Below are 19992 nucleotides of genomic sequence, written 5' to 3' on the forward strand. Positions count from 1 at the left end.
CGTTTGCTTTTGCCGGTATGGTTGAAAATCTAAGGGGCGGGTTGAAAAAGCAGGCTTCGCCCCCGTTCCTCAAACTGCCTGATAAACAGTTGCTGACCGAGGACATCCCGCTCGCCCAGGCTCCGCCGGATAACCTGAAAATACCGTCGGATCGCTGCCGGCGGAAGGTTGAGGGTTCTGGCTGCCTCGGGTACGGCCTGTTCGACCAGGGATGCTTCACGGGCCTTGAATTCGTCCAGCCAGTCTGAAATGGCGGATTTAATGGGTCCGGGAGCGTCTTTTCTCACCACCCAGCGGGCAAAGACAAAAGGGAGCCGATGGATGTCGAACCATTTTTGGGAAAGGTCGGTGATGAAATGCCGCTCTTCACCGGCTGTTGCCTGGCCTTTGACCAGGGCACGGTCGCCGATCAGCAGTTCCCCATCGAAAACCCGCCCATCGGCTGCGATATGCGGAAGCCGGTTGAACCCGTGGATGCTCCCCAACAGCAGGTACAAAAGCCGGACGCTCGAGGCCGACTCGCCGGTAACCCGGATGGTTCTCGGAAAGTGCATCTCCTCAAAGGGAACGCATGAGAAAAAAAGCACGCTCATGCATTCACCTTCGGCGGCGATACCGAAGCGCCCCACCGTTTCCACCACACCCTCGAGCGCTTTCAGGCCGCCGACCGGTACGGCAGCGGCAACCACCTCACCGGACAAGAGGGCCCCGATGCTCACCCTGGGCACCACCGGCACGAACCGGCAGTCCCGGGGAGCTCCCAGTTGCCGGTAGGGCGCCATGTTGGTATAGGGGATCATGGCCACCGGTGAGCTCATGCAGGCCCGCCTTGGGGTGAGAACACACCGTTTCGCTCCACGGGCGTGAATCCGGCTGCGTGGATGCTTTCCACCATCCTTGCCCGGGCCATCCCCACCGGTGTATCTGCGCCGGCAAGATGGGCGATTTTCTCTTCGCTGATGGTGCCGTCCATGTCGTCAGCCCCCCAGCTCAATCCGGCCGCCCCGGTTTCCAACCCGGTCATGGGCCAATACGACTTCAAATGGGGGATGTTGTCCAGCACCAGCCGCGATATCGCCAGCACCGACAGCGTTTCCAGAGGCGTGGGTCCGTGGTCGATGAAATTGCCGGCTCCCGGCTGGAATGGCAACGGGATAAAGCAGGAGAAGCCACCCGACTGGTCCTGGGCGTGCCTTAAGATCAACAGATGCTCGATCCGCTCGTTCCAGGTGTCGCCGAACCCGAAGAGCATGGTGGCGTTAGTGGGTATCCCTTTGCTGTGGGCCAACTGGTGGATGCGCACCCAGCCGTCGGGGCTGGTCTTGTTTTTCCAGTGCTGCCGGTAGAGCCGGTCGGAGAAGATCTCTGCACCGCCGCCGGGCATCGCGTCCATGCCGGCGGCCTTGAGTTGGTCCAATACGGTCGATTCGGACAGGCCGGTGGTTTTGGCAAAGTAATCGATCTCTACGGCCGTATAGGACTTGATGTGCAGTCCCGGATATCGATTGCGCAGGGATCGGACCAGTTCCAGGTTCCGCTCGAAGGGCCAGATCTGGTTCAGTCCGCCGACGATATGCACCTCCGTGGGCTTCAGGCGTTCCACCTGTTGGAAGATCTCCGGTTCTTCCAGCACGTAGGCATGCGCAGCATGTTTAGACGCGGCGTAATTGCAGAAGGTGCACCCGCTGCCGCAAATGTTCGTGGGATTGATCTGCAGGTTGAACACGTAGGTGGCCTGCCGGCCGAAACGCTTTCGGCGGTTGGCCAGCGCCGCCACGCCCAGCCGGTGAAGGCGGTCCGGCGTGATGGCAACGGCCAGTCCATATGCCTCTTCACGGGAAAGCCGCTCAGCGAGCGCGCCTTTCTCGAGAGCCCGCTCAAAGATAGTGTCGACCATATTCAAACAGTACCTAAGTTGATTCTCAGCAATCGGGTAATCCGAGTGTATCCCACATGCGATTCACCCTTTTTTCAACGTCCGGATCAAATTCAACGGGTCTGGGATACCCTGTTTTCCAACGGGCGTCAATGGCAATGGGGAATTCGAGAATCAGGCGGTTGCCGGCAATCGTGCGGCCGGCCGGGTAAAGATCCGCCAAGGGATCGAAACGGGTGAACCACCCCCAGAGCATCAGGGTCCGGTCGTCTAACGGGACATCCTCGGATACGATGATGTGAAACAGGTAGTCCCTGGCTGCCGCATGGCGGATCAGCGACCGGCGCACCGGTTCCGTGTCCCGGCAGGTGTCCTTGACCTTGACCATTAAAAAGGCCGGTCCAAGCGCCGCTGTCTCCTGCACATCCGGATGGAGATCGACCGGTTCGGGGAGATGCCGGGGTGCCTCGCTGCGAACGGGCCGGCCGCTGTCGGTGGCCATGAGGATCAGGCGGCTGCCGGTGTTCATCGCCGGCCCGGTGAAGTCCAGGGTGTCCTGGGCCGTGGGGGCCAGCAGGTAGATGCCGGTCCGTGCATCCAGGTGCCTCCAAAGGGCCCGGCTGACGGCCAGCATGTCTCGGACATTCACCCGATGATCCACCGTGATCATCACCTTGGTCAGGGACACCTGCCCTTCTCCGAGCATGCCCAGGGTGTGTTTCAGCGCCTCTTGGGGATAGCGTTCGGCCACCGACATGACTGCCAGTGAATGAAAGCCGGTCTCCGGATAGGCCCACAGATCGACCACCGCCGGCCGGATCATCTTCAGCAGCGGCAGGGTCATCTCCTGCAGGGCTTCGCCCATGTAGAAATCTTCCTGAACCGGTTTGCCCACGACTGTGGCCGGGTAGATCGCGTCTTTTCTGGCCAGCACGCGATCTACCCTGAACACCGGGTAATCGGCGGCATGGGAGTAATGGCCGAAGTGATCGCCGAAGGGCCCTTCCCATTGCATGTCACCGGGGGTCACCGAACCTTCCAGAACGAATTCGGCACGGGCAGGAACGCAGTGGCCGGTCGTTTGGCGGGCGATCACGTCCAGCGGCCGGTTCATCATGTAGGCAGCCAGCAGGCGCTCGTCGATGCCCTCGGGCAGCGGGGCTACCGCCGCGGCGATCAGTGCCGGCGGACCGCCGAGCACGACGCTCACCGGCAGCGGCCGGTTCATGGCGGAAGCCTTGTGGAAGTGAAACCCTCCGCCTTTTTCGATCTGCCAGTGCATGCCGGTGCTTTGGCCGTCAAAACGCTGCAGCCGGTATATGCCTAAGTTTCCCGTACCATTTTCCGGGTCCGTGGTGTGCACCAGCGGCAGGGTGAAAAACGGTCCTCCGTCGTCGGGCCAGCAGACCAGCACCGGCAGCCGCTTCAGATCGGGGGGTTGGGAAACGGTTTCCAGGACCGGCCCGCTGCCCACCTTGCGCATGCGTGCCGTGGCCAGGGCCAGCAGATCCCGACGGGCCTTGACGATGCCCGTGATGCTCGGCGGCATCAGGGTTCTGGAGAGTCGCAGCACCCGTTGGCCCAACGCTGACGGATCGCCGCCGAAGGCCAGACGGGTTCGCCGGCGGGTGCCGAACAGGTTGGTGACGGCGCGGTAGGGGGAACCCGCGACGTCTTCGAAGAGCAGGGCAGGTCCGCCGCTGGCCATGACCCGGTGCTGGATGATGGTCATCTCCTGATCGGGGTCCACACGAGCGCGAATGCGGGCCAGGTCACCGGTCTGTTCCAGATGGGCAAGAAAAGCGCGCAGGTCGACGAAGGTCAACGGATATCCTCCCATGTTCGGGAAGGGTGTTGACCCAGCAGGGCGAACACCCGATCCACATAGGCATCCAGCAGATCGTCCATGGACACCGTTTTCGGATCGGCTCCGGCAAACATGAAAAAAGGAGGGCTCATGGGCATGATCACGGCACCGGCAGCCGATGCGCGCCGGGCATTGTCCAAATCGATCAGGGTCAACGGCGTTTCCCGCAGGCAGAGAATCAGCGGGCGCTGCTCTTTGAGTTGGCAGTGCGCCGCCCGGGTGATCAGGCTGTCGCCCAGTCCAGCGGCGATCTGGGCCAGGGTGTGCGCCGAGCAGGGCAGCACGACCATCCCCACAGCGGCCACCGATCCCGACGCCAGGGGCGCAAAGAGATCGTCGGGCATGAACACCCGTTGTGCATGGGATTCGATGGTTTCGAGGCCGCCGCATTCGGTGCCGGCGACCCGGCTGCCCCAGCGGCTGGCCACCAGGTCCACCGGCCAGGGAGATTTTTCCGCCAGCAACCGGGCGGCATGAATACCCGACGCCCCGGTAATGCCGAGGATCAGATGGGGGGTGTCCGCTTTAGCCATGATTGTCGCTCCGTTCGCATCCCCGACTCATGCGACCATGGGTGCCAGGGCACCGGCAATGCCGGCCAAGGTGGAGATGGGGAAAAACCGTTTCGGTACGGGAATGGTAGGGACGTACATCAATCCAAAAAACACGGCCGCCGTGGCGAGAAGCAGCCAGGCCATCGCCCCGCCGCCCACCGTCTGGACCACTGCCACCAGGATGCCCCAGGCCATCAGGTGAACCCCTGCGGCCACACGGATGGCACCATCGGCACCCAGCCTGGCCGGCAGGCTGTGGATGTGGTTCAGCCGGTCGCTCTCCACGTCCATGATCGCATAGATGATGTCCGCCCCGCTGAGCCAGCAGAATACGAATCCGGAAAAAAGGATCACCGCCCCTGAAAATTGCGGGTGACCGGCAGCCGCCACATAGGCGCCCAGGGGCGCCAGGGCCAGACAAAGGCCGATGCCGAAATGGCAAAAGGGGGTGAAGCGCTTGAGCAGCGAATACCCCAACAGCGGGACCAGCGGAATGGGACTCAGGATCAGACACCAGCCGCCCAACAGCCAACAGGCCATCAGATAGACCAGCAGTCCCGTCATGGCGATGGCCAAGGCTAGGTTCAAGGTCATTTTCCCGGCTGGCAGTTCCCGGCCGGCGGTGCGAGGATTCATCCGGTCGATGCGCCGATCGAGCACCCGGTTCATGGCCATGCCGAAGATACGGGCGCCCACGGCGGCGGCAACGATCAGCAGCATCACCGCCATCGACGGGAAGCGGTTTCCCGCCCCCAGCCAGGCACCGGTGAAAATAAGCGGCAAGCTGAAGGCGGTGTGTTCGATCCGGGTGAAGTTCAAGATGTGTTGCAGGGTCGATTCAGGCTTCATGGCTGTCTGTCTGTCGGGTTCATGGATAGTTCACGGGCCAGTGCATCGGCGATGCGCCCCGATACCCGGTCGATATGGCTGGCCACATCCTGCCTCCCGTTTTCATCAGCGGCGTCGCTGATGCCTTTGATCATGGCGCACGGGATGCCGTAAAACCCGGCTACCCGTGCTACGGCGGCGCCCTCCATGTCTGCTAGGTCGCCGATGCCGGCCAGCTGGTCGCGGCGGGACGTATCAAAAACGGGCCGATCCTGCGTGACCAGCCGTGCCGCGTCGAATTGGCTGAACCATCGGGCATTGCATTCCACGCGTTGCGCTTCCTTGCCGAACCGGTCGCAGTCGCTTTCCACGGCGGTCTCGATGCGAAAAAGGTCGCCGACCGACCAGCGGTTGTCCACGGCCAACCGTCCGCAAAGCCCGGCGCTGATCAGCGTCGTGACCCGGTGGACCAGCACCAGGTGGGTGGCCGCAATGGCGGCGGCCACCTTACCCATGCCGCTGATGACCGTCACAAATGCCCCATGGCTAACCACGTCCTTTCGGAACGTCAAAAACGGTCGTTCGGTTAAACGGTCGGCAGACAATTGCGACAGGAAAGGCGCCGCTTCTCGTCGGGTGGCAAAAACGATGCCCACCATCAGATGGCACCGGCCTCACGGGCCATCGATTCCAGCATCTCGATCGCTCGGCGTCCCCGGTCTGTCTGCGCCAGGCTGAAATCGTTCACGAAGGTCCGAACATGTGCCTGCAGCACCGTGTCATCCAGTTCCTGGGCGTGCCGCCGCATGTAAGGCAGCGTTTCATCCGGATCGGCCATGGCCCGCCGGATGCTGGTGTTGACCGCCGCATCGATCTGCCGGATCAGCGCTTGTCCCAGGCTCCGCCGGGCGGCGATCCCCCCCAAAGGGATGGGCAGTCCAGTCGTCTCCTCCCACCATGCCCCCAGATCCATCACTGGCGTGAACCCGGCGGATTCGAAGGTGAAGCGGCTTTCGTGAATGATCACCCCGCAGTCGGCCTGCCCTGACGCCAGGGTCTCGAAAATCCGATCGTAAGTCGTAAAAATCCGCTGGTCGGCATCCGGGGCCCACAGGCGCAGCAACAGGTGGGCGGTCGTCCACCTGCCGGGCAGGACCACCCGGCAGCGTTGGATCTCCGCCCGGGACAACGGCTTTCTGGCAATCAGCATCGGGCCGCAGCCGAATCCCATGGCCGTGCCGCTGTCAAGCAGCCGGTATCGGTCTTTGGCCTTGAGCCAGGCGTAAAAAGAGAGCTTGGTGACGTCCAGCAGCGCATCCATGGCCATGCCGTTAAGGGTTTCTATATCGTGAAGCACCGGCTTCACCCGGTATCCGTCAACCCCAACGGCACCATGGGCAATGGCGTTGAACATGTATGTGTCGTTGGGACAGGGGGAATAGCCGAATGTCAGTTCCTTGGCCATGTGACCATCCTAACGGTTCAAAAACGCATCGATTTTCTCGACCACGTAGGCCTGCTGGGATTCGGTGAGTTCCGGATAGATGGGCAGGGCCAGGGTCTGGTTGGCGGCCTGTTCGGAAACGGGATAATCACCGGCCTGACATCCCAGGCCCGCGAAGCATTCCTGCAGATGCATGGGGACCGGGTAGTACACCTCGGTTCCGATCCCCTGCTCCCCGAGATAGTCCCGCAAGTCGTCGCGGCCGGCATCGACTCGGATGACGAACTGGTTGTAGATGTGGCGGTTCTCTTTCTCCACCGGCGGGTGGACGCGCTCCGTCAGCCCGGCCGAGGCGAACATCTTCCGATAGCGCGCCGCATTGTTCTGGCGCGCGGCGGTCCAATCGTCCAGGTAATCCAGTTTGACGGCCACGATAGCCGCCTGCAGGGCGTCGAGGCGGAAATTGCCTCCCACGACCTTGTGATAATATTTGGGTTTGGAGCCGTGAACCCTCAGGATTTTCAGCCGTTCGTAGACTTGTGGATCGCCGGCGGTCACGATGCCGCCGTCACCGAAGGCCCCCAGGTTCTTGGACGGAAAAAAGGAGAAACAGCCGTAATCACCCATGCTTCCTGCCCGTCGGCCTTTGTATTCGGCACCGATGGCCTGGGCGGCGTCTTCGATGACCACCCACCCGTGGGTCGCTGCCACATCCAGGATGGGGTCCATATCGGCGCACTGGCCGTAAAGATGAACCGGGATGATGGCCTTGACCGTCTTCAGGGTACCTTCATCCATGGCCGCCACGGCGGCGTTGAGCTTGTTCGGAGAGAGGTTGTAGGTGTCCGGGTCGATGTCGACAAAAACCGGCGTGGCGCCCACCCGCGCGATGGCACCGGTCGTGGCGAAAAAGGTATAAGGCGTGGAGATCACCCGATCTCCCGGCCCGATTCCCGCCGCCATCAGGGACAACACCAGCGCATCCGTTCCCGACGAGACCCCCACTGCATGGCCGGTCCGGCAGTAGCCGGCGATTTCCTTCTCCAATGCTTCCACCTGGGGGCCCAGAATGAAGTACTGGCTTTCGTAAACCTGTTGGGTAACTTCCATGACCCGATCCTTGATGGTCCGGTATTGGGCTTTAAGATCCAGCAACGGTACATTCATGGTCTATATCCTGTTTGTTGGTATTTTCGACAAACGCTGAGGGAGATCCCCGATCAATTCCTGGCAAAATGGTGGCCGCCGTTACCGCGGCGCCCGTTGAGATCGCTGTTTCGCATGGCGCTTGCCGCGTCGCTGCAGCGGGTCTGCACGGCGGCGTAGCCGAAAATGCCGTTGACTTCGCGGGTCATGGCCTCGCAGCAGTGGATACGCACCGCTTCGGGCAGGGAGACGACGACTTCGCCCTGATCCTTGAGGCAGAGATGCACAAACCCTCTACAGGAGCCCGGATATCGCTTAAGCGTCCGATGCACGCGTGACAGGGTTTCCCGATCCGTAACTTCGGGATCCACCATCAGGCGGACCTCCACGGTCCAGGTCGATTCAGCCTGGTCCATGGGAATGACGGCATCGGCAAGGATTTTTACCCCGTTTTCCTCGACCTGGGCCTGTCCCTGCACCAGGACCGGCGTGTCCGACGATAGCAGGTCGGCACAGCTCGCATAGATGGATGGAAAGATCACCACTTCCACGGTCCCGTGCAAGTCCTCCACGGTAGCAAATCCCATCAGCTCTTCCTTGCGGGTGCGGATCACCTTGGAACTGCTGATGGTACCGCCGATGCGTACGGCGCTCTTGTCGGCCACCTCCCGAATGCTGATGGCATCCACATTGGTAAACTTCTCCAGAATCTTCTGGTAGCGGTCCAACGGGTGTCCGGTGACATAAAAGCCGAGGGTCTCCTTTTCCTGCTGGAGTTTATCCCGCTCGTCCCATTCGTCGATGACGGGAATGGCCGGCTGGTTGATGGCCAGGTCATCTCCGGCGCCGGTGTCGAACAGGCTCATCTGGGCGCTGTTCTTTTCCCGCTGAATGCGCTGGCCATAGTCCAGCGCCTCTTCCAGCACCGCCATGAGGCGGGAGCGATATATCCCGGTGAAATCCAGCGCCCCGCATCGGATCAGGCTCTCCAGCACCCGCTTGTTCACTTTGGTCAGATCCACCCGCTGGAGAAAATCGAAGAGGGAGGAGAATTGTCCGTTTTCTTCACGCTCCCTGATAATCAGGTCAACCGCGGCTTCGCCCACATTCTTGACCGCCGCCAGACCAAAACGGATGCGGCCGTCGACGGCGGTAAACACCGTGCTGCTCTCGTTGACATCCGGCGGCAGCACTTCAATGCGGTGGCTGCGGCACTCGTTGATGAATTTGACCACACCGTCGATGGTGTCGATTTCACTGGTTAGCAGGGCCGCCATGAACTCGACGGGAAAGTGGGCCTTGAGATAGGCCGTCTGATAGGCGATCAGCGCGTAGGCGGCGCTGTGGGATTTGTTGAATCCGTAGCCGCCGAATTTTTCGATCAGGTCGAACAGCTCAGTGGCAACGGCTTTGTCCACCCCGTTTTTCACCGAACCGCTGATGAACTTCTCCCGGTGCTTGGCCATCAGGGCTTCAATCTTCTTGCCGATCGCCTTGCGCAGACTGTCCGCGTCGGCCATGGAATAGCCGGCCAGTTCGCCGGCCACCTGCATGACCTGCTCCTGGTAGACCATCACCCCGTAGGTTTCCTGAAGGATCGGTTCCAGGCAGGCCACCGGGTAGACCACCTTCTTGCGGCCGTGCTTGCGGTCCACAAAATCGTCAACCATGCCGCTGTCCAGCGGGCCGGGGCGGTATAGCGCGACCAGTGCGGTGAGATCATCAAAGGATTCCGGATGCAGGCGGACCAGCAGGTTTTTCATGCCGCTGGATTCCAGCTGAAACACGCCGGTGGTGTCTCCGGCCTGGAGCAGGGCAAACGTTTTTTCGTCGTCGAAGGGCAGGTCAGTCAGATCCGGCGCGGTCTTTCCCTGGGCGGTGATGCTTTTCAACGCGTGGTCGATGACGGTCAGGTTGCGCAGGCCCAGGAAATCGAATTTCACCAGGCCGATGTCCTCGACCTTTTTCATATCGAACTGGGTGACCACCTCCCCCTTTTTGCCCTTGTACAGGGGCAGGTAGTCCACCAGGGGCCTGTCGCCGATCACCACACCGGCCGCGTGGGTGGAGGCGTGCCGGGAAAGCCCTTCCAGCGCCCTGCTGATATCGATCAACTCTTTGATGCGCGGGTCCGCATCCACCATCTGGGCCAGCTTGGGTTCTTCTTTAAGGGCCTTGTCGATGGTCATCTTCAGGCTGTCGGGAATCAGTTTGGCAATGGTATCCACCTCCGCCAGCGGGAGCCCCAGGGCCCTTCCGACGTCCCGGATCACCAGTTTGGCTTTCATCTTGCCGAAGGTGATGATCTGGGCCACATAATCCCCGCCGCCGTAGCGTTCGACCACATAGTTGTACACCCGCTCCCGTCCGTGGATGCAAAAATCCACGTCGATGTCAGGCATGCTGATCCGTGAGGGATTTAAAAAGCGCTCGAATATCAGGCCGTGCTCGATGGGGTCCAGGTCGGTGATGTTCAGGGAGAAGGAGACCAGGCTGCCGGCGGCGGAACCGCGGCCGGGCCCCACCGGGATGCCGTTTTCCTTGGCATACCGGATAAAGTCGGCGACGATGAGAAAATAGCCGGGAAATCCCATCTCCTTGATGGTCTTGAGTTCGTATTCCAGGCGCTCACGGTAGACCGTTTCGTCCAGGTCCGCCGTTTTCTTGCGCACCACCGCCATACGGCGCGCATAACCCTCGCGCACCTGCTGGTCAAACAGCTCGTCGGCCGTCTTGCCCGATTCCGCATCGAACTGGGGAAAGTGGTAGGTCTTGAAGTCGAACTCGATGTAGCAGCGGTCGGCGATGGCTACGGTGTTGTCAGTGGCGCCGGGATAGTCTGCAAAATAGCCCTTCATCTCATCGGGGGATTTGAAATACAGCTGGTTGGAATCGAAAACGAACCGGTCGGCATCGCCCATGGTCTTCTGGGTCTGGACGCACAGGAGAATCTCATGGGCCTTGGCGTCCTGCTGATTCAGGTAGTGGCAATCATTGGTGGCGACCAGCGGGATCGAAAGTTTGCCGCTGAGTTCGACCAGGCCCTGGTTGACCTTTTCCTGGGCCGGGATACCGTTGTTCTGCAACTCAAGGAAATAGTTCCCTTCACCAAAGATCCGCTGGTAGTAACGGGCCGCTTCCTCGGCCTTGTCCATCTGGTTGGCCAGGATGTATTGGGGAACGTCTCCTTTGAGGCAGGCGGACAGCGCGATGAGACCGTCGGCGTGGGCGGCGAGCAACGCCTTGTCTATCCGCGGTTTGTAGTAGTATCCTTCCATCTGGCCGACGGTGGCCAGCTTGCACAGGTTGCGGTACCCCTGCTGGTTTTCGGCCAGCAGTACCAGATGACGGGTGCCATCCCGATCGAGCGGGGTTTTGTCGGCAAGCGTTCGCGGGGCCACGTAGCATTCGCAACCGATAATGGGTTTGATTCCGGCGGAGGTTGCCTGCTGATAGAAATCCAGCGCGCCAAACATGGTGCCATGATCGGTCAGTGCCACTGCCGGCATGCCGAACGCCTTCACTTTCTTGAACAGGTCTCCCAGTCGGATGGCCCCGTCCAGCAGACTGTATTGGGTATGGACGTGGAGATGGACGAAATTGGAGGTTGTCTGGGTCATGATCGCATTAATTCTCAACCCGGTAATTGGGAGCTTCCTTGGTGATGATGACGTCATGAACATGACTTTCCCGCATACCGGCGGCACTGATCTTCACAAACCGCGCATTCTGACGCAGTTCTTCGACGGTCCGGCAGCCCACATAGCCCATACCGGCCTTGAGTCCGCCGATGAGCTGGTGGATATTCACGGAAAGGGTTCCCCGGTAGGGTACCCGGCCGACGATGCCCTCGGGCACCAGCTTGTCGTCGGTCTCCTGTTCGGTCTGATAGTAGCGGTCCTTGCTGCCTTGTTTCATGGCTTCCAAGGATCCCATACCCCGATATACCTTGTAGCTTCGGCCCTGGAAAAGGATGGTTTCCCCCGGGCTCTCCTCGGCACCGGCAAAGAGGCCGCCGACCATGATGGTATGCGCGCCGGCACCAATGGCCTTGGTGATGTCCCCGGAAAATTTGATGCCGCCGTCGGCCATTAAGGGGACCCCCGTCTTTTCCGACACCTCCCGGCAATTCATGATGGCGGAGATCTGGGGCACGCCAATACCCGCCACGATGCGCGTCGTACAAATGGATCCCGGACCGATGCCGATCTTGACCGCATCCACACCGGCCTCGATCAGCGCCTGGGCGCCTTCACCGGTGCCCACATTGCCCGCTATGAGCTGCAGCGCGGGAAAATCACCCTTCAGCCGCTGGACCGCCCGGATGACGTTGCCCGAGTGGCCGTGGGAGGTATCGATAACGATGACATCGACACCGGCTTTGACCAGGGCCTGCGCCCTGGGCATCATGTCTTCACCCACACCGATGGCCGCCCCCACCCGCAGCCGACCCATGCTGTCCTTGCAGGCATTCGGGTATTTTTTGATCTTCTCGATGTCCTTGATGGTGATCATTCCGGTCAGCCGCCCGTTCTTGTCCACTACCAGCAGCTTTTCGATGCGGTGGGTCTGCAGCATCTTCTTGGACTCCTCCAGGCCGATGCCCTCGCTCACCGTCACCAGGTTTTTACTGGTCATGACGTCGCTGACTTTTTTGGTCATGTCGGTTTCGAAACGCAAATCGCGGTTGGTGACGATGCCGACCAGTTGCTCTCCCCGGGTCACCGGAACCCCTGAGATACGGTAATGGGCCATCAGCTTCATCACCTCCTCGATGGGCCGGTCCGGTCCGATCGTAAGGGGGTCGACGATCATGCCGCTTTCCGATTTTTTGACCTGGTCCACTTCCATGGACTGGTGTTTGACACTCATGTTGCGGTGGATAAACCCGATCCCCCCTTCACGGGCCATGGTGATGGCCGTCTGCGCTTCGGTAACCGTATCCATGGCCGCGCTGACAATGGGGATGTTCAACGTCAATTCACGGGTCAGGCGGGTTCGGGTATCGACATCTTTGGGAAGGATGTCGGAATAGCTGGGCACCAGCAGGACATCATCAAAGGAATAGGCTTCCTCTGCGATCAGGTTGGTCATGGGATCCTCCGCATCCAAGTGGAAGTTGGCCGGGTCGGCGATGGTGATGGTGATTATGGATGACGCCCGCCATACGCCCCGTTGGCCCTGGAAAAGGGCGGGAAAAGGCTCAAAGGACGGGGGTCGCAATGGTTTCGGCTTGTGGGCCACAGACCCGTTTAACGCGGACCGGGGTAACACCGGACCGTAAACCGATTAAGCGGTTAAACTAACAAATGAAGGGGGCTTTATCAATCTTTATTTGGTTGCTTGACACCCCCGGCGGGTCGTAATAAGTTGTGCCCTTTGTGATCGATGACAAGCACCGAAATCAGATGCGATCAGCCGGGGGACGGGAGACCATCGGCCAGATCGTCATCCGCATCTTTCAATCGACTGGAGTCGCGACATCGCCATGCTGTTTACCATCAATCCAGACAATCCCCAGCAACGACTGATCAACCGGGTTGCGGAAGTATTGAAAAACGGGGGGCTGATCGCCTATCCCACCGATACCTATTACGGGATCGGATGCGACATCCTGAACAAGCGGGCCATCGAAAGAATTTACCAACTCAAACAGCGCAACAAGAATCAGCCCTTCAGCTTCATCTGCGCCGACCTGAAAAACATCAGCCAGTACGCCAAAGTCTCCAATTACGCCTATAAAACCATGCGACGGATGCTCCCCGGCCCCTATACCTTCATTTTGACGGGATCCAAACTGGTCCCCAAGATCATGCTCACCAAACGCAAAACCGCCGGCATTCGTGTTCCCGCCAACAACATCTGCCTCGCCCTGGTCAAGGCCCTGGGTAATCCCGTGATATCCACCAGTGCCACCGCGACGGACGGCGAGGTCTTCCACGACGCCACCCTGATCAACGATCACTTCGGATCGAGGCTGGATGCGGTGATCGACGGGGGGCCGGTCTCGGGCATGCCCTCCAGCGTGGTTTCATTGGAGCAGGACATCCCTGAAATCATCCGCGAGGGGTTGGGTGATGTCAGCCTGTTCACATAGGGCTGTCTTGCAGGCTGTTTAAAAACGCCGGGAGCGCAGGCAAGACAAGGCAAAATTTGGCGAAAAGCGCAGTTTATGGATGATGGATGAGTATGTTGAGTCGAATGTTAACGCCCTGGGGCCAAGCGCAATCGTTTTTGACCACTGCCTGCTGCAAGCGGCCGGGAATGCGCTCGCTATCACGGTTCAACAGCCTGTTAGTCGTTTGAGCAGTTGGCTGGCCTTTCCCCGGTCCATATCGTCCAGCGCAAAGTGCAGGGCCATTTCGGCCAGCGCCGATTTGTTGTCAACAGGCACTCCGTCTAGTTTCAACTGATGGAATTTACGGGTAAACCGGTCCAGCAGGGCCTCCGAGAAATAAAAACCGGCCTTCCTTTTGGGCACCGCCGGCTTGCCAGCCGCCAGCTTGGATACCGAACCTCCGGTGGCCACGGAAACCGGATCCATTCGTTTATCGTCAAAAAAATCGGGGATGGTCTTGTTGTCTGATGCCGTCATCGATCAACCTTTCTGCCAGCTTTCGGTAGTCCTGTGCTCCCGAGGCGCTGTCGGCGAACTCGAATATACTCTGCCCGACCACCGGTGCCTCGCATAAGCGGACGTTATGGTGGATGGGATTGCAGATCTGTTTACGGAAGAGCCGCCTGAGCCGATTGTAGATGTCATGGCTCTGACGGGTGCGGCGGTCGAACATGGTGGGCAAAATATACTTGAGCCGAAGGGATTTGTTCAGCTGCTGGACAGAGACCAGGTATCCGAAAAAGGTTTTAAGGCCCTCCAGGGCCGGCCCCTGAAGCGCCACCGGGCACAGCACTTCCTTGGCGGCCATGAGGATGTTTACGCTCAACACATCCCATCCCGGTGCACAGTCGAAAATCAAGTAATCCAGCCCGTTTTTTTTCGGCGTCAGGCTCTGGTGCAATATGGCATGCCGGTTTTCACGAGGCTGCTCACCCAGCCAGTTTTTGAGCTCCACCAGCTTGATGCCACCGGCCAGCACCCAGAGATTCTGTCGGGCAGAGTGAATGGCCTCTTTCTTTAAGATCGTCCTGCCGTTGCCGTCGTGACCGGTAATGAACTCATACAGTCCGTGGGGAGGCGCAATGCCGAGGAAGGTCGTTGTCTGTGCCTGGGTGTCGCAATCGACAAGCAGCACCCGCTTGCCGGCCAGGGCCAGCCCGTGGGCAAGGTTTACGGCTGTTGTGGTTTTCCCCACCCCCCCCTTAGCCATGGCCACTGCGATGATTCGCATACGCGTTCCTTTTCACTCACGGCCCTTCAGGCAGGTATCGATATTCGGCATAGATGCCGGGGTGGATGACCCTTGACATCCAGTCGGATATCGACGAGGACATCAGGTATCGCAGCAGTGACAGTTTTTCATCGCGGGCGTAGACCGGAACCACGTCGCCGTCAATGCCACCCAATTCTCCGGCCCATTCAAGGGCATCTTCAAAATTGCCGAGACGGTCCACCAATCCCCGGGACTTGGCATCTTCGCCGGTGAAAATGCGCCCGTCGGCAACTTTTTCGACTAGTGCGCGGTCCATTTTTCTGCCTTCGGCAATGGCCGTGACGAATTGTTCGTGGATGTTGCCGGTAATGGATTGAAGGATTTCACGTTCGTCGTCCAGCATCTCCCGGGTGGGCGACCCGGTATCCTTGTATGGCCCGCTCTTGATAACCACGGGCACCATGCCGATCTTGTCCAACAGCTGACGAAAGTTGGTGTATCCCATGATGACCCCGATGCTGCCGGTGATCGTGCCCGGGTTGGCCACGATGCCGTCCGTGGCACAAGCCACATAGTAACCGCCTGAGGCGGCTACGGCCCCCATGGAGGCGACCACCTTCTTGGTTTCAATGGTCTTGCGGATCTCCCGGTAAATTTCCTGAGACGGTCCTACGGCCCCGCCGGGTGAATCGATGCGGATCACAATGGCCTTGATGTCCTCGTCCTCACGGAAACGCCGGATGGTTTCGATCGTATCCCGCGCATCGGCGATCGCCCCCTCGATTTCAACAACCCCCACCGCCTCGCCGTCGAAACCGCCGGCCCCCCGGCCGATCCAGGCCGCCATGGCCATGACGCCCATAATCAGACCGGTAAAAATGGCAAAAGCAACCAGCAGGAAAAAAAGATAAGGATGGCGTCTGGAAAACATGTCAGATTCCTTCTTTCGGTATGGGTCCAGGCGAGAAAGACAAAGCCTCGGCCGGCGCAATCAGCGGACCGTGTACGAAGAATGAAGAAGGCAGGTCGAGAAGGACGGAGCGGACGGCAACGGCCAGGTAAACGGCGCCTGTCAGTCGATGACGATGAATGCCGGCGGGCCTTTCAGCCAAACCGCCGGCATTCATCATTGGTGTCAATGGTTTTATTGGTCGTCGTTGTTGAGTTTTTCCTGCAGGTTCTCGCGAAGGATTTCGCCGAAACTGGAGGTTACCGGTCCCATGTTGGTGACGTATTCGTTCAGCAGTTCCTGGTCATCTTCCATATCGAGACGCTTGATGGAGAGACCGATGCGCCGTTCGTCACTGTTGATGTTCATGACCTTGGCGGTCATCACCTGCCCCACTTCAAACTGGCCTACCGGGGTCTTGATCTTCTCTTTGCTGATTTCGGAAACATGCACCAGTCCCTCTATACCCTCCTCCAGTTCGACGAAGACGCCGAAATCGGTTACATTGGTGATGGTACCGGTGATCTCCTTGCCCACCTCGTAGCGCTCGGCAACCGTATCCCACGGGTCGGCCTGCAACTGCTTGATACCCAGGGAAAACCGTTCCTGCCCCTTATCGATTTCAAGTACGATGGCCTGAATCACATCCCCTTTCTTGTAGATTTCCGAGGGATGCTTGATGCGTTTGGTCCAGGAGATGTCCGAAATGTGGACCAGGCCGTCGATACCCTCGTCGATGCCGATGAACAGGCCGAAGTCGGTGATGTTCTTTATTTTTCCTTCGATGGTCGTGCCCACGGGGTATTTGTCGCTGATCACGTCCCAGGGATTGGGTGCAGCCTGCTTCATTCCCAGGGAAATCCGCCTGTTTTCCGGTTTGATATCCAGCACGAGCGCATCGACGATCTCACCTACGGAGACCACCTTGGAGGGATGGCGGACCTTGCGTGTCCATGACATCTCAGATACGTGAATCAGCCCTTCGATGCCTTCTTCCAATTCGACAAAGGCGCCGTAATCGGTCAGGCTAACGACCTTGCCGCTGATACGCGAACCCACGGGGTACTTGTCGATGGCGCTGGCCCATGGATCTTCACTGAGCTGCTTCATGCCCAAGGAGACGCGCTCGCGCTCCAGGTCCAGGCTGAGGATCTTGACATTGATCTTGTCACCCACGCTGAACAACTCGGACGGGTGTTTGACTCGGCCCCAGGAGATATCGGTGATGTGCAGCAATCCGTCCACGCCGCCGAGGTCGACAAACACGCCGTATTCGGTCAGGTTCTTGACGATACCGGAGACCACCTTGCCTTCATGAATGGTGGCCAGCGTCTTGGTTCGTTTGGTTTCACGCTCTTCTTCCAGCAGCACTCTTCTGGAGAGAACGATATTGCTGCGTTTGCGGTTGTATTTCAGAATTTTGAAATCGAATTCCTTGCCGACCATTTCATCCAGGTTGCGAATGGGTCGAAGATCCGCCTGTGATCCGGGCAGAAATGCCTGAAGGCCGATATCCACGGAAAAGCCGCCCTTGACACGGTTGGTGATGGTCCCGGTGATGGTATCGTCGGCTTCGTGACGTTTTTTGATGTCGTCCCATACCTTGACCTTCTCGGCCTTTTCCTTGGACAGCACGACCACCTCGTTCTCGTCGTCCCACCACTCAACCATGACTTCGACGGTGTCGCCGACCTTGGCGCTGACTTCACCATCCACTTCGAATTCCCGGATGCGGATCTGGCCTTCGGATTTGTATCCGATGTCCACCAGGACGTGGTCTTTGTCCACGGAGATGATCTTCCCGTTGACCACCTCACCTTCGGCAAACCGTTTGAAGCTCTCCTCATACAAGTCCATGAGCTCCGCCATGCTTTCGCCGGTAACACTGTCTTTCTCGATCGGTTCTTCAGCTGATTCGTTGTCTACAAAGTTGTCCATTGACTGATGATTACCCCCTTAGCCGCTTTTTATTTTACTGCAAACGCTTGCGCCTACAGTATAGCCCAAAGACAATACAGAAGCGTAAGGCAAAATGCAATGATTTATTTACCATGGCCGCCACGATCGTCCACTGAAAGATATCGCCGGGTGGATATTTGGTAGAAACCGGTGCCCGATCCAGGTTCAGGACAAGTCGATGATCCTGCGGACACGTGCCATCATGGCGCCGACCACCTCTCGGGCGGTCATGGTCGTCGAATCGATGCTGATTGCGTCCTCGGCCGGCCTGAGCGGTGCGACATCACGGCTGCTGTCGTTTTGATCCCTGAGGCGGATATCCTGCTCGATCTGCTCGAGGGTCTGGCCGCTTCCCTTGTCATACTGCGCAAATCGCCGCAGCGCCCGCTGACGAACCGTGGCATCCAGAAAAAATTTGAGATCGGCATCGGGAAATACCACCGTTCCCATATCGCGTCCCTCGGCTACCAGGCCTCCGGTCCGCCCCATGTCCCGCTGAATACCCAGCAGTGCCTGCCTCACCACCGGACGTGCCGACACGGCAGAAGCCAGCATGCTGATCTCGGGGGAACGGATCCGATGGGTGACATCCACGCCGTTCAAAACCAATCGGTTTTCCTCGATGCTGAGCCGCAATTTACGACAAATGCCACCGAGCCGTTGATCATCGTCCGGTTGGATACCGGCCGAGCGGGCGCATAAGGCGACGGCCCGATACAAGGCCCCCGTGTCAAGGTATCGGTAACTGAGTTTGCGGGCCAGCATTTTGCTGACAGTGGTCTTGCCGGCACCTGCAGGTCCGTCGATCGTAATCAGCAGCATCGGTTGTTTGACCATTTGGTGTCACCCGGACAAATCCGCTGGGACGTCTTTTCAGGAAAGGACCGTTTCCAGTGCATGCAAAAAACGCTGGTTTTCCGATTCAAGGCCCACGTTGATGCGGATATAGGTGGGAAAGCCGTAGGCGCGCATGGATCTGACGATCACCCCCTGCCGCAGCATCTTTTGAAACACGACATCGGCCGGTTGCTCAACGTCGATGAGAAAGAAGTTGGCCTCGGTCTTAAAGCAGGTCAGGCCCAACCGGTCCAACGCTTCATACAGCTCCCCCAGCCCCCGGTGAACCAGCCCGACCGTCTGATGCAGAAACGCCTCATCGTCAAGGGCGGCAGCGGCTGCAGCCTGAGCCAGGCTATTGACATTGAATGGCGGGCGGACCCGGTTGAGGAGTTCCGCCAGCGAAGCCGGCATGATGCCGTATCCCACCCGCAATCCGGCGAGGCCATAAACCTTGGAGAAGGTGCGCAGGGTCACCAGCGGACGGTTTACGTCCGACGGCTTGCCGGTCTTCAGGCATTCGGGATTGCTGACAAACTCGATATAGGCCTCATCCACGACCACGACCACCGCTTCCGGCAGTCGGGACATAAAACGATCAAACGCCGCCTGAGTGACTACCGTGCCGGTTGGGTTGTTGGGGTTGCACACGAACACCAGGCGCGTGTCGGCGGTCACCCGCTCGGCCATGGCGTCAAGATCCATGGTCAGGTCTTTCAGGGGCACGTCGTCCACCACCGCACCGGCGGCGCTGGCCGTAATGGCGTACATGAGAAATGAGGGACGCGGCACGACCACCCGGTCGCCGGGCCGTATCAGGGCTCGCACCAACAGGGCGATAATATCGTCCGACCCGTTTCCGACCACCACGTTCGCCGCAGAAATACCATTGGCAGCCGCGATCTTGTTAGCCAGCAGGTGGCCGGCACCGTCCGGGTAGCGGTGAAGCGACGACAGCGCGTTTCGGATGGCCGCCAAGGCCTTGGGAGAAGACCCCAGCGGGTTTTCGTTAGACGCCAGCTTGATCGAATCGCTGATGCCGAATTCTCGTTCCAGTTCCTCCAGCGGCTTGCCGGGGACATACGGCTCGATCGCCTGCAGGTAATCGGGAATCGTCAATTTCATGGTCCACATCCGGTCAAGATGCAGCCGGGCGTCCGGCCCGGCCGTCGATGCATGCATGTCCACACGCCGCAGGATC

General features: G+C 59.4%; 17 protein-coding genes. 1 reads left to right on the plus strand and 16 read right to left on the minus strand.

Features of this window, described 5'->3' with window-relative positions; all coding sequences use genetic code 11:
• Positions 1-29: 29 nt before the first annotated feature.
• From ACZCED_RS10725 to guaB, 10 genes are read right to left on the minus strand one after another with little or no spacing between them, the layout of a single operon-like run.
• Positions 30-818, minus strand: a complete 789-nt coding sequence (locus ACZCED_RS10725) for an MqnA/MqnD/SBP family protein (protein WP_462970487.1) — start codon at positions 816-818, stop codon at positions 30-32.
• Positions 815-1897, minus strand: coding sequence for a CofH family radical SAM protein (locus ACZCED_RS10730; protein ID WP_462970488.1), 1083 nt, complete (start codon positions 1895-1897; stop codon positions 815-817). Before ACZCED_RS10730 ends, ACZCED_RS10725 begins: the two co-directional genes overlap by 4 nt.
• A 25-nt stretch (positions 1898-1922) precedes the next feature.
• Positions 1923-3701 (minus strand): UbiD family decarboxylase, encoded by a 1779-nt coding sequence (locus ACZCED_RS10735; RefSeq protein WP_462970489.1) that lies wholly within the window; start codon positions 3699-3701, stop codon positions 1923-1925.
• Positions 3698-4276: a UbiX family flavin prenyltransferase gene (locus ACZCED_RS10740; protein ID WP_462970490.1), complete on the minus strand. Its 579-nt coding sequence runs from the start codon at positions 4274-4276 to the stop codon at positions 3698-3700. Before ACZCED_RS10740 ends, ACZCED_RS10735 begins: the two co-directional genes overlap by 4 nt.
• Positions 4277-4303: 27 nt before the next feature.
• Positions 4304-5146 (minus strand): UbiA-like polyprenyltransferase, encoded by an 843-nt coding sequence (locus ACZCED_RS10745; protein WP_462970491.1) that lies wholly within the window; start codon positions 5144-5146, stop codon positions 4304-4306.
• Positions 5143-5784: a 5'-methylthioadenosine/S-adenosylhomocysteine nucleosidase family protein gene (locus ACZCED_RS10750; RefSeq protein ID WP_462970492.1), complete on the minus strand. Its 642-nt coding sequence runs from the start codon at positions 5782-5784 to the stop codon at positions 5143-5145. The genes ACZCED_RS10745 and ACZCED_RS10750 overlap by 4 nt, the downstream gene beginning before the upstream one ends.
• On the minus strand, positions 5784-6590 hold the full coding sequence (locus ACZCED_RS10755) for a 1,4-dihydroxy-6-naphthoate synthase (protein WP_464860768.1): 807 nt from the start codon (positions 6588-6590) through the stop codon (positions 5784-5786). Before ACZCED_RS10755 ends, ACZCED_RS10750 begins: the two co-directional genes overlap by 1 nt.
• A gap of 9 nt (positions 6591-6599) precedes the next feature.
• Positions 6600-7736: a DegT/DnrJ/EryC1/StrS family aminotransferase gene (locus ACZCED_RS10760; RefSeq protein ID WP_462970494.1), complete on the minus strand. Its 1137-nt coding sequence runs from the start codon at positions 7734-7736 to the stop codon at positions 6600-6602.
• Between the two features lie 53 nt (positions 7737-7789).
• Complete coding sequence (dnaE, locus tag ACZCED_RS10765) at positions 7790-11335, minus strand: DNA polymerase III subunit alpha (protein ID WP_462970495.1); 3546 nt, start codon at positions 11333-11335, stop codon at positions 7790-7792.
• Between the two features lie 7 nt (positions 11336-11342).
• Positions 11343-12809 carry an IMP dehydrogenase gene (guaB, locus tag ACZCED_RS10770; protein ID WP_462970496.1) on the minus strand — a complete coding sequence of 489 codons (1467 nt, stop codon included), beginning with the start codon at positions 12807-12809 and terminating at the stop codon, positions 11343-11345.
• A gap of 394 nt (positions 12810-13203) precedes the next feature.
• On the opposite strand from guaB, the gene ACZCED_RS10775 reads away from it, so the two are divergent.
• Positions 13204-13812, plus strand: a complete 609-nt coding sequence (locus ACZCED_RS10775) for an L-threonylcarbamoyladenylate synthase (RefSeq protein WP_462970497.1) — start codon at positions 13204-13206, stop codon at positions 13810-13812.
• Positions 13813-13998: 186 nt separating this feature from the next.
• Here ACZCED_RS10775 and ACZCED_RS10780 read toward each other — a convergent pair whose 3' ends face one another.
• From ACZCED_RS10780 to hisC, 6 genes are all read right to left on the minus strand, one after another.
• Positions 13999-14310 (minus strand): hypothetical protein, encoded by a 312-nt coding sequence (locus ACZCED_RS10780; RefSeq protein WP_462970498.1) that lies wholly within the window; start codon positions 14308-14310, stop codon positions 13999-14001.
• A complete protein-coding gene (locus ACZCED_RS10785; protein ID WP_462970499.1) occupies positions 14270-15064 on the minus strand; it encodes a ParA family protein in 795 nt (264 codons plus the stop codon). Before ACZCED_RS10785 ends, ACZCED_RS10780 begins: the two co-directional genes overlap by 41 nt.
• A 16-nt stretch (positions 15065-15080) precedes the next feature.
• Entirely contained in the window at positions 15081-15977 is an 897-nt protein-coding gene (gene sppA / locus ACZCED_RS10790) for a signal peptide peptidase SppA (RefSeq protein WP_462970500.1), read from the minus strand.
• Between the two features lie 213 nt (positions 15978-16190).
• The gene (locus tag ACZCED_RS10795; RefSeq protein ID WP_462970501.1) at positions 16191-17933 is read right to left on the minus strand and encodes a 30S ribosomal protein S1; all 1743 of its coding nucleotides are present in this window, start codon (positions 17931-17933) and stop codon (positions 16191-16193) included.
• 186 nt (positions 17934-18119) lie between these two features.
• Positions 18120-18791 (minus strand): (d)CMP kinase, encoded by a 672-nt coding sequence (gene cmk / locus ACZCED_RS10800; RefSeq protein ID WP_464860769.1) that lies wholly within the window; start codon positions 18789-18791, stop codon positions 18120-18122.
• A 36-nt stretch (positions 18792-18827) separates the two neighbouring features.
• Positions 18828-19973: a histidinol-phosphate transaminase gene (gene hisC, locus ACZCED_RS10805; RefSeq protein ID WP_462970503.1), complete on the minus strand. Its 1146-nt coding sequence runs from the start codon at positions 19971-19973 to the stop codon at positions 18828-18830.
• Between the last annotated feature and the right edge of the window lie 19 nt (positions 19974-19992).

Source organism: Desulfosarcina sp., from assembly GCF_055467485.1.

Bases quoted from the DNA above. Each gene is read 5' to 3' on its own strand.
- ACZCED_RS10725 (WP_462970487.1), bottom strand. From the start codon at position 818: ATGAGCTCACCGGTGGCCATGATCCCCTATACCAACATGGCGCCCTAC.
- ACZCED_RS10730 (WP_462970488.1), bottom strand. From the start codon at position 1,897: ATGGTCGACACTATCTTTGAGCGGGCTCTCGAGAAAGGCGCGCTCGCT.
- ACZCED_RS10740 (WP_462970490.1), bottom strand. From the start codon at position 4,276: ATGGCTAAAGCGGACACCCCCCATCTGATCCTCGGCATTACCGGGGCG.
- ACZCED_RS10745 (WP_462970491.1), bottom strand. From the start codon at position 5,146: ATGAAGCCTGAATCGACCCTGCAACACATCTTGAACTTCACCCGGATC.
- ACZCED_RS10750 (WP_462970492.1), bottom strand. From the start codon at position 5,784: ATGGTGGGCATCGTTTTTGCCACCCGACGAGAAGCGGCGCCTTTCCTG.
- ACZCED_RS10755 (WP_464860768.1), bottom strand. From the start codon at position 6,590: ATGGCCAAGGAACTGACATTCGGCTATTCCCCCTGTCCCAACGACACA.
- ACZCED_RS10760 (WP_462970494.1), bottom strand. From the start codon at position 7,736: ATGAATGTACCGTTGCTGGATCTTAAAGCCCAATACCGGACCATCAAG.
- dnaE (WP_462970495.1), bottom strand. From the start codon at position 11,335: ATGACCCAGACAACCTCCAATTTCGTCCATCTCCACGTCCATACCCAA.
- guaB (WP_462970496.1), bottom strand. From the start codon at position 12,809: ATGACCAACCTGATCGCAGAGGAAGCCTATTCCTTTGATGATGTCCTG.
- ACZCED_RS10775 (WP_462970497.1), top strand. From the start codon at position 13,204: ATGCTGTTTACCATCAATCCAGACAATCCCCAGCAACGACTGATCAAC.
- ACZCED_RS10780 (WP_462970498.1), bottom strand. From the start codon at position 14,310: ATGACGGCATCAGACAACAAGACCATCCCCGATTTTTTTGACGATAAA.
- ACZCED_RS10785 (WP_462970499.1), bottom strand. From the start codon at position 15,064: ATGCGAATCATCGCAGTGGCCATGGCTAAGGGGGGGGTGGGGAAAACC.
- sppA (WP_462970500.1), bottom strand. From the start codon at position 15,977: ATGTTTTCCAGACGCCATCCTTATCTTTTTTTCCTGCTGGTTGCTTTT.
- ACZCED_RS10795 (WP_462970501.1), bottom strand. From the start codon at position 17,933: ATGGACAACTTTGTAGACAACGAATCAGCTGAAGAACCGATCGAGAAA.
- cmk (WP_464860769.1), bottom strand. From the start codon at position 18,791: ATGGTCAAACAACCGATGCTGCTGATTACGATCGACGGACCTGCAGGT.
- hisC (WP_462970503.1), bottom strand. From the start codon at position 19,973: ATGCATGCATCGACGGCCGGGCCGGACGCCCGGCTGCATCTTGACCGG.